This is a genomic window from Pseudomonas sp. 22085, assembly GCF_052045815.1.
In the GTDB taxonomy this organism is placed as follows: Bacteria; Pseudomonadota; Gammaproteobacteria; order Pseudomonadales; family Pseudomonadaceae; genus Aquipseudomonas; species Aquipseudomonas glycinae.
The window spans coordinates 1-17,516 of record NZ_JBQEQA010000040.1 but is presented as its reverse complement, the minus strand read 5'-3'; the positions used below and the strand labels follow the sequence as shown (position 1 = coordinate 17,516).

16 protein-coding genes and 1 pseudogene are annotated in these 17,516 nt (G+C 60.6%); 6 read left to right on the top strand and 11 right to left on the bottom strand.

The features are described from left to right. Positions 1-51 precede the first annotated feature (51 nt). Positions 52-456: a serine kinase/phosphatase gene (locus tag ACTJK7_RS28920; protein ID WP_236197514.1), complete on the bottom strand. Its 405-nt coding sequence runs from the start codon at positions 454-456 to the stop codon at positions 52-54. 141 nt (positions 457-597) lie between these two features. Between ACTJK7_RS28920 and can the strand changes: the two genes are divergently transcribed. Then, positions 598-1,242, top strand: coding sequence for a carbonate dehydratase (gene can / locus ACTJK7_RS28915; RefSeq protein ID WP_011335942.1), 645 nt, complete (start codon positions 598-600; stop codon positions 1,240-1,242). An 8-nt stretch (positions 1,243-1,250) separates the two neighbouring features. On the opposite strand, the gene ACTJK7_RS28910 is transcribed toward can, so the two are convergent. The 5 genes from ACTJK7_RS28910 to ACTJK7_RS28890 form a co-directional block, all read right to left on the bottom strand. Beyond that, positions 1,251-1,775, bottom strand: coding sequence for a lysine methyltransferase (locus tag ACTJK7_RS28910; protein ID WP_236197513.1), 525 nt, complete (start codon positions 1,773-1,775; stop codon positions 1,251-1,253). Positions 1,776-1,955: 180 nt separating this feature from the next. Further along, on the bottom strand, positions 1,956-3,128 hold the full coding sequence (locus tag ACTJK7_RS28905; protein ID WP_108563251.1) for a hypothetical protein: 1,173 nt from the start codon (positions 3,126-3,128) through the stop codon (positions 1,956-1,958). Positions 3,129-3,189: 61 nt separating this feature from the next. Then, on the bottom strand, positions 3,190-4,917 hold the full coding sequence (locus tag ACTJK7_RS28900; protein ID WP_108563250.1) for a J domain-containing protein: 1,728 nt from the start codon (positions 4,915-4,917) through the stop codon (positions 3,190-3,192). 11 nt (positions 4,918-4,928) lie between these two features. Further along, positions 4,929-6,626, bottom strand: a complete 1,698-nt coding sequence (locus tag ACTJK7_RS28895; RefSeq protein WP_108563249.1) for a molecular chaperone HscC — start codon at positions 6,624-6,626, stop codon at positions 4,929-4,931. 191 nt (positions 6,627-6,817) lie between these two features. Next, the gene (locus ACTJK7_RS28890; protein ID WP_108563248.1) at positions 6,818-8,236 is read right to left on the bottom strand and encodes a short-chain fatty acid transporter; all 1,419 of its coding nucleotides are present in this window, start codon (positions 8,234-8,236) and stop codon (positions 6,818-6,820) included. 200 nt (positions 8,237-8,436) lie between these two features. Between ACTJK7_RS28890 and ACTJK7_RS28885 the strand changes: the two genes are divergently transcribed. The 4 genes and pseudogenes from ACTJK7_RS28885 (at position 8,437) to ACTJK7_RS28870 (ending at position 11,871) form a co-directional block, all read left to right on the top strand. Continuing rightward, entirely contained in the window at positions 8,437-9,750 is a 1,314-nt protein-coding gene (locus tag ACTJK7_RS28885) for an MFS transporter (protein WP_064378530.1), read from the top strand. Positions 9,751-9,867: 117 nt separating this feature from the next. Next, positions 9,868-10,596: pseudogene (locus ACTJK7_RS28880) on the top strand (PAS domain-containing protein); the annotation flags it as partial. Positions 10,597-10,752: 156 nt separating this feature from the next. Beyond that, positions 10,753-11,184 carry a methyl-accepting chemotaxis protein gene (locus tag ACTJK7_RS28875; protein WP_371857323.1) on the top strand — a complete coding sequence of 144 codons (432 nt, stop codon included), beginning with the start codon at positions 10,753-10,755 and terminating at the stop codon, positions 11,182-11,184. Between the two features lie 87 nt (positions 11,185-11,271). After that, complete coding sequence (locus ACTJK7_RS28870; RefSeq protein ID WP_064378528.1) at positions 11,272-11,871, top strand: flavin reductase family protein; 600 nt, start codon at positions 11,272-11,274, stop codon at positions 11,869-11,871. Positions 11,872-12,007: 136 nt separating this feature from the next. On the opposite strand, the gene ACTJK7_RS28865 is transcribed toward ACTJK7_RS28870, so the two are convergent. The 3 genes from ACTJK7_RS28865 to ggt all read right to left on the bottom strand — a co-directional run bounded on the left by ACTJK7_RS28865 (position 12,008) and on the right by ggt (position 14,781). Continuing rightward, entirely contained in the window at positions 12,008-12,379 is a 372-nt protein-coding gene (locus tag ACTJK7_RS28865; RefSeq protein WP_039766364.1) for a helix-turn-helix domain-containing protein, read from the bottom strand. Positions 12,380-12,382: 3 nt separating this feature from the next. Beyond that, entirely contained in the window at positions 12,383-12,685 is a 303-nt protein-coding gene (locus ACTJK7_RS28860; protein WP_440781062.1) for a type II toxin-antitoxin system HigB family toxin, read from the bottom strand. A 263-nt stretch (positions 12,686-12,948) separates the two neighbouring features. After that, complete coding sequence (gene ggt, locus ACTJK7_RS28855; RefSeq protein WP_440781063.1) at positions 12,949-14,781, bottom strand: gamma-glutamyltransferase; 1,833 nt, start codon at positions 14,779-14,781, stop codon at positions 12,949-12,951. Positions 14,782-14,936: 155 nt separating this feature from the next. Here ggt and ACTJK7_RS28850 point away from each other — a divergent pair, with 155 nt between their 5' ends. Continuing rightward, complete coding sequence (locus ACTJK7_RS28850; RefSeq protein WP_440781065.1) at positions 14,937-16,043, top strand: DUF2817 domain-containing protein; 1,107 nt, start codon at positions 14,937-14,939, stop codon at positions 16,041-16,043. A 77-nt stretch (positions 16,044-16,120) separates the two neighbouring features. Here the strand turns inward: ACTJK7_RS28850 and ACTJK7_RS28845 are convergent, their stop codons facing one another. Together ACTJK7_RS28845 and ACTJK7_RS28840 are read right to left on the bottom strand one after the other, a co-directional pair. Further along, positions 16,121-16,372: a bacteriocin immunity protein gene (locus ACTJK7_RS28845; RefSeq protein WP_064599398.1), complete on the bottom strand. Its 252-nt coding sequence runs from the start codon at positions 16,370-16,372 to the stop codon at positions 16,121-16,123. 6 nt (positions 16,373-16,378) lie between these two features. After that, positions 16,379-17,516 (bottom strand): S-type pyocin domain-containing protein (locus ACTJK7_RS28840; RefSeq protein ID WP_440781067.1); only part of this gene is annotated, 1,138 nt, incomplete at its 5' end.

Here is a 17,516-nt window from a genome sequence, read left to right as displayed (position 1 = left end):
TCCCTGTGGGAGCGGGCTTGCCCGCGATGGCGTCCAGTCAGGCAATACCAATCAGCGGTTGCCATCCAGCGGATCGCGGCGCGCCAGTTCCGCTTCATCCAGCCCATTGCCGCCGCCGATGTCGTCCTCGTCGACCACGCTCAAATCCCAATCGGCCTGATCGCCTTCGCCGAGTTCCCGGGCATCCCGGGCACCGTCCTCACGGATCAGGGTTTCCGGGCTGAGGTCGTCGTCGGTAGGCTCATGATCGGCGGTCGATGCCCCAGTCAAACCGGCTTCGCGCACGCGCTCGCGTGGCATCAACTGTTCGCGCTCGCGTTCAGGCAGTTCATCGCCGATCTTCGCACTGGGCTCTTCATCGTCGAAATCCAGCTCGTGCACCGAACCCATGCGGTCTTGGTTATCATCGATGGGCTCCGGTTGCACCGCATCGTACGGACGTCGTGAATCAGTCATGGCAAATCCTCATTCTGTGGGCCTTACTGAGGTGGACTCACCGGGCGCGCGAGAATTCAAAGCAAATCACCAGCGATCCGTGCGTGACCCCGACGGGCGGTCGACTGTCATACCAGCGCATCTTTCTTGAGGCCTTACAGCATGCATGACTTACAAGACCTGATTGATAACAACGAGCGTTGGGCTGACGCGATCACCAAGGAAGACCCGGATTTCTTCGCCAAACTGGCTCGCCAGCAGACGCCTGAATACTTGTGGATCGGCTGCTCCGATGCGCGGGTTCCGGCCAATGAAATCGTCGGCATGCTGCCGGGCGATCTGTTCGTTCACCGCAACGTCGCCAACGTGGTGCTGCACACCGACCTCAACTGCCTGTCGGTGATCCAGTACGCAGTGGACGTGCTCAAGGTCAAACATATCCTGGTGACCGGACACTACGGCTGCGGCGGTGTGCGAGCGTCGATGCAGGATCGTCAGTTCGGCCTGATCGATGGCTGGCTGCGTTCGATCCGTGACCTGTACTACGAGAAACGCGAAGAACTGGCCAGGCTGCCGACCGAAGAAGAACAGGTCGATCGTCTGTGCGAGCTCAACGTGATTCAGCAAGTGGCCAACGTCGCCCACACCAGCATCATCCAGAACGCCTGGCATCGCGGGCAGAGCCTGTCGATCCACGGTTGCATCTACGGCATCAAGGATGGTCGCTGGAAGAGTCTGAACACCACGATCAGCGGTTTCGAGCAATTGCCGCCGCAGTACCGTTTACGTCCGGTCGGCGCGCCTTGACCGGTCGTTCAGCGTAAACCTTGTCGCCGCCAGCTGAGCAAATAGCGCTGGCCTTCAAGATTGGGTGATTCACCGTAACCGGTGATCCATCCACGGCAGCGCGAGGACCCGCAACCGCAGGCGAACTGCCGCAGCAGTTTGTCTTCGGTGGCGGTGTAATCCACCGTCAGCCGTTCTCCCGCGACAATGTCGCGCAATGCCCACAGCCATAACTCGCTCATGTCGAGAAAGGTGTTCGGGTCGCAACAATGCTCGATCGCCCCGCAAAAACGCGGATCGTACAGATGGATGCCGGCCAGCAGTTGCCGAGTCTGTCGGCAGCGATAGGGCAGCAACTGGCCCGAAAACCGGCACATTCGGGTGATACGCATAAATGCCCGGCACGCTATGACAGCGGTGGCCACGCCTTCGGGATCGTGAACAATCTCGAAATCCTGCTTCGACGGAAATCCCAGGCGGACGGGGAGTCCGGCAAAAGGATAAATGCCCTCGGTATCGCGTGCCGGTTTACCCGGTAATGCGTAAGTGTTCATAACGCTCCCTGTTGGCTCGGTGTCGCGACATCCCTCGGCTGACGTCCTGTCAGTCCTGCAACACGATGATTGGATCCAAGATCTCGTAAATCACACTAGCGGTCTACTGTCAGATCTGACAGGCGAAATAGACGCTTTCCCGAGTCAGCCGAGGCTGACACGGGAACGTCGCACGTTCGTTCAGAGGTGGGCGGCGGGCGCGGCCATGTCCGGCAATGGGCTTTTCAGCTGTTGCAGTTGGGATTTGACCGGTGCGGTCGAACAGGTTTTGTCCGCCTGTGCCACGGTCTCGTTGCGGATCGTGGTGTAGAACAGCTCGCAGGTCTTGGCTTTCTGCGTCACTTGCCAGGTCTGGGTGCAGCTGTTGAGCAGTGTCTTTGGATCGGTGCCCGGTTTGCTGCCCATTCCGGCCTGCCAGCAGGCAGCGCTCAAGTCTTGTCCCATCACCTTCAGACCGGCCGCATCGGCCTTGGCCTGGGCATCGTCGCCGGTGTAGTTGCTCGGGTCGGCGGCGTACCAGATGTAGCTCGGGTGGTTGGAACCCAGCACCGGTACGTTCACCCCCGCGCTCGGGCTGATGGTCGCCAGGCCCAGTACATTCACGGTCGCACCGTATTGCTGCTTGATCCAGTTACGCACTGGCGCACCAAAGGCAACCATCGGCAGCACGACGCCGCTGGCGTTCTGGCTGACCTGCCTGACCATGGTGGTCTGGTAATCCTTGAAGTAGTCGTACACGCCTTCCAGATCCTTGCCGGCGCTGGCGGGCGCGGCGATCGGGGCGATGTCGATGATGGTCTGGTAGGCCGGCGTCTGGTCGGCGGGGATGCCATTGTCGGTCAGCAGCGCGGCCCAGCGGTCGGTGGTGTTCGAGCGCAGGTAATCCTGGGCCTGGGTCAGCGAGTAATCCGGCGGGAAGTGCAGCAGCTCGACACTTTTGCGGTTTTCCAGGGCCATGCCCAGTGGCAGGAACAGATACCAGCTGTACGACCATTTGCCGTCGGCATTGAGTTTGCTGGCGCCGTTGTAGGCCAGATCGCCGGCGTCCAGCAGCGCGGTCAGCGGTTTGTCGTAGCCCTGTGGTACGCCGCTGATTTCGGCATAGAGCTGATCGTTGTCGTTTTTCACCAGCACTTTGGCGTTGGTGTAGCCGTCGCGCTGCACGCTCTGGCTCAGGTAATGGGCGACGGTCTGCTCCAGCGTCCAGTTGCGAAAGCAGATCACGCTGCAATTGTTGGGGTAGGCGAAGAGGCGGGTGACGCGTTCGGTGCTGCCCAGTTTCAGGTCGACATCGGCGTGGGCGGCGGCGCTCAACGTGAGCGCCGCGAGGGTGAGGCCTGCGAGTTTCAACATGCTCAGATCCTTTTCAGCGAGGGTAAAACCTTGGTGGAGGGCAATCCGGCCCGCGTCTAGCCTAGCCGGGGAACAGGTGTTTCAGCGAATAACCAAGCTGACTGGCAAGAATCACGCCGGTCATGACCACCAGAAACAGCAGTTGTAACGGGCTGAAGTGCGCCCAGTGCAGCGCGGTCAGCCATGGGTGCTTGTCGCTGAACTCCGGGTCGAGCGTGCCGATACGTCGCTTGTGCCAGAGCCCGATCAGAATCACGCCGATATAGGTGAAGGCCCCCAGGCCGCCGAGCATGACCGAGAACAGCAGGATCATGACGGCTTGCGGCACGCCATGGCGCAGCACGAGCCAGCGGGTGTCAGGGTTCCATCGGCGTGAAATGATCTTTTCGGTCAACCACAGATCCTGAACGATCAAATGGGCGCTGATCAGAAACCAATAACTCAGGCCGATCCGGAAAAACCAGACAGGAACGCAGGCGAAGGCCAGCGGGATGACGATGCTCATCGCCGTGGTCTTGTGCTCGGCGGGCAGATAGAACAGCCACAGCGCCAGCGCGATCGCCGCCCATGACTGCATCCAGGTTTCGGCGGCGATGTAGCGCGGCAGAAACCGTCGCCAGTAGAAAACATCGGCGTACGGAAGACGGGCGAGCAGGTCAGGGAAACGCCACTTGAGGGTTTCCGACAACTGCTGGCAGGCCTGCCAGTCCGCCGGAATGAAGCGGTCGGTCATGTCTTTGTGTTGCCGCGGCTTCATCGGGCTGATCAGCATCCGTGCGGCCAGCGCATCGGGCGACCCGTTGCGCTGATTTTCGGCCCGGGCGCACAGATTGTCGTAGAGGCTTTCCTGATTGCAGCGCTCGATCATCTCCTGCCAGAGCCAGTCCGGTTGCGGATGAATGCCCTTGGTGTCGTCCCAGCCAAACAACTGGGACACTCGATCGAACAGCGGCACGCTCCACTCTGCGTCCTGCAGCAATTGCAGAACGATCTGCTGCCAGTGTTCCCGACGGTCGAACACCTGGAGCCAGGGTTGGGCCGTGTAAGTCTTGAGCAGCGCGAGAAATTCACGCTCGTTTTGCGAGGCGAGCAGTGTTTCCAGCGATTGTCGGTAATCGGCCAGCAGTTCGTTGGCGAGAATGCTGCGCTGCCCGTCGCCGATGACGATTTCCTGCCACGGGCCCAGCCAACCGAGGTGCTGCACCGCCCAACGGGCAATCGGAAGGCGCAGGGCGGGATGATCGAAGCACAACGTCAGCAACAGCGCCTGGAACGCTTGCGCACAATCCTGCTGGCGCGCTTGCTCCCAGCGCTGGTCCAGATTGGTGTCCGAGAGGCCGTTCAGCAATTGCGATGCGGCTTCAATGGCCGGGTCGGCAGTCGGCTGCTCGGGTTCCAGGTTAAGAGGCTCCGGATTCAGGGGCTGTACCCGCAAGGTCTGCGACTCGATCGGTGCTTCGGGCGCGGCCGGGGCCACCGGTTCGAACAGCGCCGCAGGGTAATCCCACGCATCGGTCCCGGTTTTCTGCAGTGGCTGGGCCATGGACTGCTCTTGTACCGCCAGCGCGGCGATCCCTGGGGCTAGGATGACGTCGTCGTGCTCTTCGGTCTCTTCGTTTTCAAGGCGCCACTGGGCAATCGACAGTGCGCGTTCATAAGCCTCGCGCAGGCGCTGGAAGCCTGCGGCATCTTCATCAGGCCGGAAGACTTTCAGCAGACGCGCGTAACTGCGCTTGATATCACGCAGCCCGGCGTCTTCGGGCAGTTGCAGGACAGACCAGCATTCCATGTCGTGCTTCCTTACTGCCAGGGGCTGCGGTCGAGGGCGCTCAACTGCTTGCTCAGTTCGGTACGGGTTTCGCGGATCTGCCGCTCGTCCTGGGAATCCAGCGCTTGCTGGAATTGCTTGGCCCAGTAGCCGATCTGATCGCGCAGGTCGCCCAGGCTTTCCTGATACAGACGTTCCAGCCGTGCGCTGAGCAGGGTGTTCACTTGCTGCTCGCGCGGATGGATCTTCAGTTGCGCCAAACTTTGCAGGCGTTGCTGGATCTCCTCGGGCGTCAGCACGCCGGGGTTGTTTTCGATGACCAGCGAATGCTGCTGACCGGTCAGAGGAATGCTGACCTGGGCTTCGAGCAAGCCGTTGTTGTCGTAGGTGAAGCGCACATCCAGCTCGACTTCGCCGGCCTTGCGCTTGGGCACCTTGATGTCCAGTTGGCCGAGCGCCACGTTGTCTTTGACCAGACGGCTTTCGCCCTGAAAGATTTTGACGACGACCTGTTCCTGATTGTCGTGAAGGGTCTGCACGGTTTTCACCCGGCTGACCGGGACGATGCTGTTGCGCTCGATGATCGGCAGGTAATGACCGCTTTCATACTGGCGACCGACCTGAGTGGAGGTCTCGATCCCCAGGGTGTAGGAGCAGACATCGGTGAGCACCACTTCTTCCAGCGCGGCCGAACGGGCCTTGAGCGCTGCCTGAATCGCCGCGCCCTGAGCGACCACTTGATCCGGATCGAGGCTGATCGACGGGAAGCGGCCGAACAGCCCGGCAGCCAGTTTGCGCACCAGTGGCATGCGGGTGGTGCCGCCGACCAACAGGATTTCATCGAGGTCGCTGACGCGGATGCGTGCGTCGCGCAGGGCCCGTTCGATCGGCGCGCGCAGGCGTTCGAGCAACGGCATGTACAGCGTCGCCATTTGCGCCTGAGTAATGGTCTGGATCCATTGCTTTTCGCCGACCTGCACTCTGAATTCGGCGCTGGCGTCCTGGCCCAGTGCGCGGCGCACACGCTCGGCTTCGCGGCGCAGCGGCTGGAGGATGGTCGAGCGCTCGGGGAAGTCCGACACGTTGCGATGCTGATCGATAAAGTGCTCGAGCAGCACATTGTCGAAGTCCTCGCCGCCGAGGAAGTTGTCACCGGCGCTGGCGCGCACTTCCATGACACCCTCGAAGAGTTCGAGAATCGACACGTCGAACGTACCGCCGCCCAGGTCGAACACCAGGAACGAAGTTTCCTTGTCCCGTTGATGCAAACCATAGGCGAGTGCGGCGGCGGTGGGTTCGTTGATCAGTTTTTCGACTTTCAGGCCCGCCAGCTCACCGGCGATGCGCGTGGCCTTGCGCTGGGCGTCGCTGAAATAGGCCGGAACGCTGATCACGGCTTCCGTGACGGCTTGACCGCAGGTGCGCTCGACGTCTTCTTTCAGGCTCTTGAGCACCAGCGCAGACAGTTCTTCTGGACGGAATTTTTTATCCCCGAGGTAGACCTCCGTCGCACTGCCCATATGGCGCTTGAACAGTGACGCGGTCAGACGCGGATGAGTGTGCAGGCGTTCGCGGGCAGCTTGCCCGACCAGAATCCGGCCCTGATCGTCCAGACCCACCACGCTGGGTGTCAGGAATTGGCCCAGGGCATTGGGCACCAACTCAGTGGCATCGCCCTGCCATACGGCAACAAGGCTATTGGTGGTTCCCAGGTCAATCCCGACGATCATTGCAACGAACTCCCTTTGCGCTCTGACAAAAAATGAAACAGATATTGGCGCGCAAGAATATTACCGAGGCAGTGGCGCGGTAAAGAAAGATGATGGCTCTGAGCCATTATTTGCGACAGGCAACCGCAGGAAGGATCGTTTTTGTCGAAGGGAAAGACAGGGCGCCGGAGCCGGCGCCCTGTGGTCATCGTTTAAGGCATGACCGGCGGCAAGTACGAAAGTGTCGTACCCAGAGCCCACAGCAGCACCAGCACCAGCGGCGTGTGCACCAGCAATTGCACGAACGAAAAACCGATCAGATCCCGCGCCTTCAGCCCCAGCACGCCCAGCAGCGGCAGCATATAGAACGGGTTGATCAGATTCGGCAGGGCTTCGGCGGCGTTGTAGATCTGCACCGCCCAGCCGAGGTGATAGTTCAGATCGTTGGCCACCTGCATCACGTACGGCGCCTCGATGATCCACTTGCCGCCGCCGGACGGAATGAAGAAACCGAGAATCGCCGAGTACACGCCCATCAGCAGTGCATAGGTGTCGTGGGAGGCAATGCTGACGAAGAACGTCGAGATGTGATGGGCCAGAGTCTGGGCATCGGTACCTTTTACCGTGGTCATCAGCGCGGCAATCGAGCCGTACAGCGGGAACTGGATCAGCACCCCGGTGGTGGTTGGAACGGCACGCGACACCGCATCGAGGAAACTGCGCGGACGCCAGTGCAGCAGCGCGCCGAGCATGATGAACAGGAAGTTGTAGGTGTTGAGCCCGGAAATCGCGGTGATTGCAGGTTTGGTCGAGAACTCGTGGAACAGCCATCCGGCCGCCAGCAGCACCAGCAGGATGATCAGCAGCGGGCTGTGTTCCAGCCATTCGCCTGGACGGGTGCGCGGTTGCAGCGGCGGCAGGTTGAAGGCTGGGTCGATGCCGCAGGCCTTGGCGTCACGTGCCGAGTTCGGGCCGGGCGCGGTGGCGTAGGCGATGATGATCGAAATCACGATCAGCGCCAGCAGCATGACTCCCGACTGCCAGAGGAAAATCGTCTGGGTGAACGGAATCACCCCGGTGATCGACAGGATCGACGGCGGCAGGCTGGCCGGGTTGGCCTGCAACTGCGCGGCGGACGACGACAGTCCCAGTGCCCACACGGCGCCGAGGCCAAGGTAGGCGGCGGCGCCGGCGGCTCGGTAGTCCATTTTCAGATCGGCGCGGCGGGCGAGAGCACGTACCAGCAGACCGCCGAACACCAGCGACAGGCCCCAGTTGAGCAAGGACGCGACCATCGAAATGAGCGCGACCCACGCCACGGCCGAGCGACCGTTCTTCGGGATCCGCGCCAGGCGATCAATCAATTTCACGGCGGGCGGCGAACTGGCCACGACATACCCGCCGATCACCACGAACGCCATCTGCATGGTGAACGGGATCAGGCTCCAGAACCCGTCCCCGAAGGCCATGGCGGCGTCCGTGGGTCTGGCGCCCATGGCCAGGGTCGCCAGCGCGACGATGATCACCGCCAGCGCGGCGAATACCCAGGAGTCGGGAAACCAGCGTTCGGCAAAACTTGAACAGCGCAAGGCAAAGCGCGCAGAGCGGCTATCTTCGATATCAACGGCCACGGGAGTACCTCGGATTTTTATGTTTATTGTGGTCTTCAGGGCCTGGACGGCCCGTCTGGACAGGTGCCAACAGTAAATCAACGGCGGATTTTTGTGAGCGTGTTTTGCAGCAATCAGGACTATGGTCTAACGGGTTGTCCGGCGGCCCGTTTGCGTAGACCATGGGCGCCTTGGTTTTTTGCCTGCCAGAGTTCTTTGTCATGACTGCCCATTCCACTGCCCGACCGGCGCCGTTCAGCCGTTCCGACTACAAGACCCTCGGCCTTGCGGCCCTGGGCGGGGCGCTGGAGATCTACGATTTCATCATTTTCGTGTTCTTCGCCCTGACCCTCAGCCAGTTGTTCTTCCCGCCGGAAATGCCCGAGTGGCTGCGCCTGCTGCAAAGCTTCGGGATCTTCGTCACCGGCTATCTGGCGCGCCCGCTGGGCGGGATTCTGATGGCGCATTTCGCCGACCGGTTGGGGCGCAAGAAAGTCTTCAGCCTGAGCATCCTGATGATGGCGCTGCCGTGCCTGCTGATCGGGATCATGCCGACCTACGCGCAGATCGGCTATTTCGCACCGCTGTTGTTGCTGGCGCTGCGCATCCTGCAAGGCGCGGCGGTGGGTGGTGAAGTGCCGAGCGCCTGGGTGTTCGTGGCCGAGCATGCGCCGGCCGGCCATCGCGGTTATGCCCTGGGCTTTTTGCAGGCGGGGCTGACCTTCGGTTACCTGATCGGCGCGTTGACCGCGACCTTCCTGGCGCAAGTGTTCACCCCGGCCGAAGTGCTCGATTACGCGTGGCGTTATCCGTTCCTGCTCGGCGGCGTGTTTGGCGTGATCGGCGTCTGGCTGCGCCGCTGGCTGAGCGAAACCCCGGTCTTCATGGCCATGGAGGCGCAACGCGAGGCGCGGGTCGAACTCCCGCTGCGTACCGTGCTGCGCGATCATCGCCTGGCCATGTTGCCGGCGATGCTGCTGACCTGCGTACTGACCTCGGCGGTAGTGGTGTTCGTGGTCATCACCCCGACCATGATGCAGAAGACCTTCGGCATGACTGCCGGCCATACTTTTGCTTTGAGCGCGCTGGGCATCGTCTTCCTGAATATCGGTTGTGTGATTGCCGGTCGACTGGTCGATCGCATCGGCGCGTGGCGCACGGTCATGCTCTACAGTCTGTTGCTGCCACTGGGGATCGGCCTGCTTTACACCTGCCTGATCAGCGGCGGGGACTGGATCGGTCTGGCCTACGCCATCGCCGGGCTGTGCTGTGGCGTGGTCGGTGCGGTGCCGTCAGTGATGGTCAGCCTGTTCCCGGCGCGGATCCGCGTTTCAGGGATCTCCTTCACCTACAACATTGCCTACGCCGCCTGGGCCAGTTTCACGCCGTTGCTGCTGATCGGTCTGATGCCATGGAGCCCGTGGATCTGCGTGATGTTCTGCGCGGTGATGGGCGCGGTGGGCGTCGTCAGTGCAGCGTATTTCGGCTCGCGGATGCCGCGCGCGGAGCCGTGTCCGGTGGCCGGCACCGCCTGAGTTGTCGAGGCTTAACTATTTTTGTAGGACAAGCCTCGCGCGCTCTTCAGAAAAGATTTTCAAGGCCGATGGTTAGGCTGCATACCCGCTATCCATCCAGTCCATCGGTGCTTTCCCATGTTCAACAAACGCCTGAAGCAAGAGCTGGCGGCTCTTCGTGAAGAACTCTCCAGCCTTCTGCAAGTGAAGGAGAGCCTGGAAAGCGAGATGCTGGTGCTCACCCTTGAGCCCGACGGACGGATTCAGTCGGTCAATCAGAACTTCCTCAACGAAATGCTCTACAAGAGCCACGACCTGATCGGCCGCGCCATCGAAGACATCGTGCCGGCCCATGTGAAGTCGGACGAGTTTCATCACCGCTTCAAGGCCGCTCTGACCCGTGGTGAGCATTTCGCTGGCGCTGTGCGCCTTTCACGCGGTAACGGCGAAGAGGCGTGGTTGCGCTCCATCGTCCAACCGGTTCGCTCATCGGATGGCCGGATCAAGCATTTCTCGATTTTCTCCAGCGACCTGACCCGCACCATCGAGGCCTCCCGCGAACACGAAAACCTGATCGGCGCGCTGGTGCGTTCGACTGCCGTGATCGAGTTCGACCTCAGCGGCAACGTACTGAGTGCCAACGACCGGTTCCTGCAGGGCATGGGTTACAGCCTGGCGCAGATCAAGGGTAAACATCACCGCCAGTTCTGCGAGCCGGAGGAGTACAACAGCGCCGAGTACCAGAACTTCTGGCGTCGCCTGAATAACGGCGAATTCGTTGCCGGCCGTTTCAAGCGGGTCGACAGCCATGGTCGTGTCGTCTGGCTGGAAGCCTCCTATAACCCGGTGCTCGACGCCAACGAAAAACTCTACAAAGTGGTGAAGTTCGCCACGGTGATCACCGATCAGGTCAATCAGGAGCAGGCCGTCGCCGATGCCGCCAATATCGCCTACAGCACGTCCCTGCAAACCGACAGCACCGCCCAGCGTGGCACCCGTGTGGTGACCGAAGCGGTCAATGTGATGCGCGATCTGTCGAAGCACATGCAGACCGCCGGCGAGGGTATCGAGGCGCTGAACGAGCAATCCCAGGTGATCGGCACCATCGTCAAGACCATCAGCGGCATTGCCGAACAGACCAACCTGCTGGCGCTCAACGCTGCCATCGAAGCCGCACGCGCGGGTGAGCAGGGCCGAGGCTTTGCCGTGGTAGCCGACGAAGTGCGGCAACTGGCCTCGCGCACCAGCCAGGCGACCGAGGAAATCGTCGGTGTGGTGCGCCAGAACCAGGACATGGCGCGCAACGCCGTGGCCCTGATGACCGACGGCAAACAACAGGCCGAACAGGGGCTGGCGCTGGCGGCGGAGGCGGGTACGGTGATTGTCGAGATTCAGGACGGCGCGCAGAAAGTGGTGGATGCAGTCGGCCAGTTCGCCAACCAGCTATCCAGCTGATGCCTGCCAGGCGAAGGGATTGCCCACGGCAATCCCTTCGTTGTTTTTATCCCGCTACAATCGGCTCTTTTTCCCGGAGCAGATCCCATGAGCGAGTCCTTCCGTCGCCCGGTTCCCCTGAACAAAGCCTACCGCTTGCTCAATCACGGGCCGACCGTGCTGGTCAGCGCCGCCCATGACGGGCAGCGCAACATCATGGCTGCTGCGTGGGCCATGCCGCTGGATTTCGAACCGCCGAAAGTCGCGGTGGTCCTCGACAAATCCACCTGGACCCGGCAACTGCTCGAGGCGTCGGGCACCTTTGTTCTGAACGTTCCTTGTGTGCATCAGGCCGACATTGTGCAGACTGTCGGTTCGACCTCGGGCCTGGAAATCAATCGCGATCAAGGTCAGGACAAGTTCCAGGCTTATGGCCTGCAGACTTTCGCTGGTGAACAGGTTGAGGCACCGATGCTGGACGGTTGCGTGGCCTGGCTCGAATGCCGGTTGCTGCCGGAGCCGCGCAATCATGAACAGTACGATCTGTTCCTGGCCGAGGTGATCGCGGCGCAGGCTGATTCGCGGGTCTTCAGCGATGGACGCTGGCATTTTGAAGGGCATGACGGCCTGCGCACGCTGCACCATGTGGCCGGTGGACATTTCCTGACCATTGGCGATCCGGTGGATGGCAAGATGCTCGAGGTTTGAGCGCCGCTGAATGACAAGTCATGGCCGGATGTTGCAATACAAAAAAGGCTTACCTCTCGGTAAGCCTTTTTCAGTTGGAGGGTGGGGAATTCAGGGTGAGCAATAGATGTTGAGGTGCCTGCATGGCTGTTTTTTATCAGACCGATTTCATGGGTTTGATCAAACTCTCTGCCGGAATACCGAACAACTCGTGAAGTTTCCAGATCATGGGAAGCGTCAGCGCGCGTTTGCCATTCAGAACCTCATAAACGCGGTTTGTCCGGCCAATTGCAGGAGCGAGATCGGCTGCTGACAGCCCGGACTGCTCCATCCGAAACCTTATGGCGTCAATCGGGTTGGGCAGGTCGAGTGGGAAGTGCCTGGCCTCATAGGCTTCGATAAGGGTGATCATGATGTCGAAGTAATCACCTTCAGGTGTGCCGGGCTCTGGCTCATTCTCGAAAAAAACGGACACGTCTTTGAGTGCCGCACGGTAGTCTTCTTCGGTATGAATCGGACGTATGTTCATGGGTTACTCCATTTCGACGGTATCAGCGTCGATTGCGTCGTACTGTTTGTGAGTGCCGACAAATTTTATGTACACCGCGCCAAAGCGGTACGCCACGGCGACAATCAGGCGATAGGAATTGCCTTTTATATTGAACACATCTCTTCGGCTTTTCAGAATGCTGGCGCAAGCAAACTGTGACTTGATATCCACAGGTGTTTTCCAGCTTGCCTTTCTTGCTTCGTCTATCCATGCCAGCAATGGCTGCTCTGCCTCCGGATATCGTTCCCAAAAGACTTTTAGCTGACTGATGGCGATGATTCTCATGGCGTGATCCTAGTCCCGCTGTGGGACTGCTGCAAGTCTGTCGGTGAATTCTGGACAAATGGTTGGTGTCAATTGATGACTTTTACCGATGCTGTCGGCAGTGGAGGGAAAGGGGGTGTGAGTGAATTCAGTGGATGAAAACTCTATCCCGGACAGCATTTTTCCGGTGTAGGAAAAGGCAGCGTGAATTAGCCGAATTGGATTCATGGACATACAAAAAAGGCTTACCTCTCGGTAAGCCTTTTTCAGTTGGCAGCGTTGATTCAATCCCCCAACGCTACTCCTTCGCGCCGAGGATCTGCCCCACCTGACAGCGTTGCCTTCCCCGCAGCATCCTTGACCTGCACGATGGCCTGGGTGCCGCTGGTCATGTCGATTTCGCTGACGGTGTGGCCCTTGTCCTTGAGTGCCTGGATCAGCGCCGGGCTGAACTGGCCTTGTTCCAGTTCAGTGGGGCCGTTGCGGCTGCCGAAGTTGGGCAGGCTGATGGCGCTTTGCGGGTCGAGGTTCCAGTCGAGCAGGCCGACGGTGGTTTTGGCCACGTATTCGATGATCTGCGAACCGCCCGGAGAGCCGACGGTGGCGACGAACTCGCCGCTGTTGCGGTCGAAGATCAGAGTCGGTGCCATCGATGAGCGCGGGCGTTTGCCGGGTTCCACGCGGTTGGCGACTTTCTGGCTGTTCTCTTCGGGGATGAACGAGAAGTCGGTCATCTGGTTGTTGAGGAGGAAGCCCTGAACCATCAGGTGCGAGCCGAACGCTGCTTCGATGGTGGTAGTCATCGACACGGCGCCACCGAAGTCATCCACGGCCACCACTTGTGAGGTGGAAATGCGCAGCGGCGAGCGATCCGGCGCATAGGCAACCTGTATGCCCGGCGGTGTACCGGGTTTGGCGCTGCCCATGCTGCGTTCGCTGATCAGGCTGGCGCGGCTGGCCAAGTAACGCGGATCGACCAGGCCTTTGACCGGTACCGGCACGAAGTCGGTATCGGCTACGTATTGCGCGCGGTCGGCGTAGGCCAGACGCTCGGCTTCGGCGATCAGGTGCACGGCTTGCGGTGCAGGTTCGATGCCGGCGGGTTTATCGGTCTTCACAGGCTTGAGCGGCGTCAGGGCCAGACGCGGATCGCGGGTTTCCAGCGCCTGCAAGGTGCCGAGAATCTGCGCCACCGCAATCCCGCCCGATGATGGCGGCGGCATCCCGCACACCTGCCAGCGCTTGTAGTCGGTACACAGTGGCGCGCGCTCCTTGGCCTGATAGTGCTGAAGATCGTTCAGCGACAGGCTGCCGGGGTTGGCGTGACCCTGAACCTTGGCCACGATCTCTTCGGCGATCGGGCCTTTGTACAGTGCGTCCGCACCTTCGTTGGCGATGCGTTTGAGAACGGCGGCCAACGCCGGGTTCTGCAAGCGAGTGCCGACGGCTTTGACGCTGCCGTCGCTGTTCAGAAAGTACTTGGCCATGTCTGGCGAGCGGCGTATCTCCGGATCGGATTCCAGCAGTGAATGCAGGCGCGGGGAGATCGCAAAGCCCTGCTCGGCGAGTTTGATCGCCGGTTCGAACAGCTTGGCCCACGGCAAGCGGCCGTGCTTTTTGTGCGCCAGTTCCATCGCTCGCATCACGCCCGGCGTGCCGACGGAGCGCCCGCCGATCTGCGCCTGCGGGAACGGCATCGGTTTGCCGTCGGCCTGTAGAAACAGCTTCTCGGTTGCGCCGGCTGGTGCGGTTTCGCGACCGTCATAGGTGCGCACTTGCTTGCCATCCCACAGCACGATCATCGCGCCGCCGCCGATCCCGGAGGATTGCGGTTCGACCAGGGTCAACACGGCTTGCATCGCGATGGCGGCATCGATGGCGGAACCACCCTGACGCAACATCTCGCGACCGGCTTCGGCGGCCAGTGGATTGGCAGCGGCGGCCATGTGTTTCTCGGCGTGGCTGGCTTGCAGGCCGGTGCGGTAGCCGGAGGCGGCTTCCGGCGCCAGCGGCAGGGTCGAGGAGGGCGGTGCGTTGCAGGCCGTAAGGGCAATGGCGCTGACGATCAGTGTCAGGGCGGGCAGACGAAAGCGGTTCAGGGAAAGGGCTGGAAGCACGCGGGGCTCTCCGTCCGTGGGATAAAAGTCTGACGGACTGTATCGGCCGACCGTGCAGGACGCAAACCATCGGTGTGTTTGTCCTTCATGCCTTGGCGAATTTTCTGTAGGGTCAGAGCCAATAGTGAAGCCAGAACAATCAACAAGAGGCCGCCATGCACAACGCATTTCCGACACAGCCCAGCTATCGCGAACAGCGCGAGCGCTTTCTTGCTGCCGCGAAGGTGGCGGGTGCCACGCTCTCTTCGTACGCGCATCCGCTCAATGGGCCGTTTGGCGAGTCTTTGAGTACCGATGTCGCGGTGCTGGGGGATCCAACGGCCAAACGGCGCCTGGTGGCGCTCAGCGGCACCCACGGTGTTGAGGGTTATTATGGTTCGGAGTGCCAGATCGACTGGCTGAAGCATTTCACGCCGCAGTCGCTGCCGAAGGATGTCGCGGTCGTGATGATCCACTTGATCAACCCGTGGGGCACGGCGTGGCTGCGGCGGGTCAACGAAGACAACATCGACCTCAACCGCAATCACCTGGATTTCAACCGAGCGCTTCCGGACAACCGTGCTTACGCGGCGCTGCATGAAATCTACGCCTGCACCGATTTGAACGGCCCCGAGCGACAAAAGGCTGATGCCTTGCTCGATGCGCAAATTGCCGAGCACGGCTGGCCGGCGGTGATGTCGATTGTCGAGGGCGGTCAGCACAGTCATCCCGACGGATTGTTCTTCGGCGGGCTCGCGCCGAGTTGGTCGAATCGCACGTTGCATTCCATCATCGAGAATCATCTGGCCGGCGCTGAAACCGTGATGTGTTTCGACCTGCACACCGGCGCCGGTGAGTACGGGCATCCGATGCTGCTGACGATTACCCAAGCGCCGTATCCAGCACTGGCCCAAGCGCAATCGATTTACGGCCCGTGGCTCTACACGCTGCACACCAGCGCCGAAACCCTGAGCGAAACCGGTGTCGCGGCAACCGCTACCGGTTACACCTCGCAGGCGTTGCTCAACGCGTTGTCGAATGTGCAACTGATGCCGTTCGTGATCGAGTGCGGGACTTATCCGGGGCCGGACGTGCATCGTTATCTGCGCGACGATCACTGGCTGCATCTGCATGGCGATCCGCTGGATGCGACGGGGAGGGCGATCAAGTTGAATCTGCTGGAGCAGTTTTATCCGGCGGATCCGGACTGGCGGGCGATGGTCGGTTTACGGACGCGGCAGATTTGGGCGAAGGGGCTCAGGGCGTTAGGGGGCGAGGCATAAACAAACGGCTTGCCTTTCGGTAAGCCGTTTTGACTGCTTGGATATTTGCAGTGGGTGGGACTATGGCCGGCTGATGTTCACTGCTTGAAGCCTGGCAGTCCGTTGGTAGCACGCCATTCTTTTACGGTCTTCGTAATGCCCACGGCAGAATTGTCCTCTCCTGGTTCGGGATAAAAAATCAAGTCGGTGCCGTCCGGGTGACCGGTAAGCTTTCTGAATTGTGCCAGCAGCTCGCCAAGCTCCGTATCCGATCCACTTTTATTGGTGGCACGTATTTTTTCGATGAAACGGATAAATTCGGTTTCAGTGTATTCAGATATTTTTTCCATGTGCGTTCACTGTTTTTTGTGTTGAAAGATGTGATTTTTAGGGGTGTTGATTCGGAGGTTGTCTATGTCGTAGACAGCGCCGCCATCAGTGATCCGCTCGACGTGATGTATTTCAAATACCCCTCTTGTGCCTACAGACTCCCTGTCTCGAACCGCGGGTGCGTTGCCCGACATTAAACGATCTTGGGCATCCGAATTGAACTGATCGAAAAGTTCTGGATCATCCCGCACGGCTTGCCAGAATGCTTTTCTGAACGCGTCGAAGTTTGAAAACTCCCTCCCTCTGAGTCTGTCCGCAATCCGCGTCGGAATAGGCACACCAATCCCCGTTCCTGCTCCCGCCAGCCATATCCCGGAAACATCCTCCCCAACCCCCGTCACCGTCCCAGGCGTCAATCTCGCCGGTTTCGAAAACACCACATACAACGACTTCAGCCCGGTCTCTGCCGGAAACACCAGAATACAATCTTCGGCGGTGATGTCTTCGCCGGGCAGGATTTCAATCTGGCTGTCGGTGTTCGCGGCGATCGGGTGGACGAGAATCGTGCTGAGTGGTTCGCCGTGTTCCGGATACACCAGCGGCGGCATCGATCCCAGCGGCCCGCGTTGCGGCGTCCACAAAATCGTGATGCCGTTGAGCTTCGCCTCCATGGCGGTCTTGTCGCTGTTCCACTCGACTTTTACGGTACGCACCGAGTCGTCGCCCGAGACGCCGGTGTGGATGCCGTAGACCTGCATGACGCCTTCGGCATCACGCCGAAACTGGAACCGCACGCGAGTGGTGGCGCGGCTCATGCTGCGTAGCTGTTCATCAGTGTGAAGCGTGCCGTCGCCCATTCGGGTCGGGAGCATCCCGAGGATAAACACGCTGGCCGGGCCTCCCGCACCGCGGATTGCCCAATTAAGGCGCTGCTGCAGAATTCCACCACCGGCCATGCGCCCCAACGCCAGATCGGCGCCGATGGCCTTCGCTACGGCGTGACTGGCAGCGGGAATGCGCAGAGCGCCTGCCACCATGACTTTGCCGAAGTGAGAGGCGGGCTCAGGTGTAGTGCCGGCATCCGTCCGGCACCAGTTGCCCGGCGTGCAGGACTTGGCAAAAACCAGATCGTCGCGAGGCTTTGGCGATGGCCATTCGTCTGTC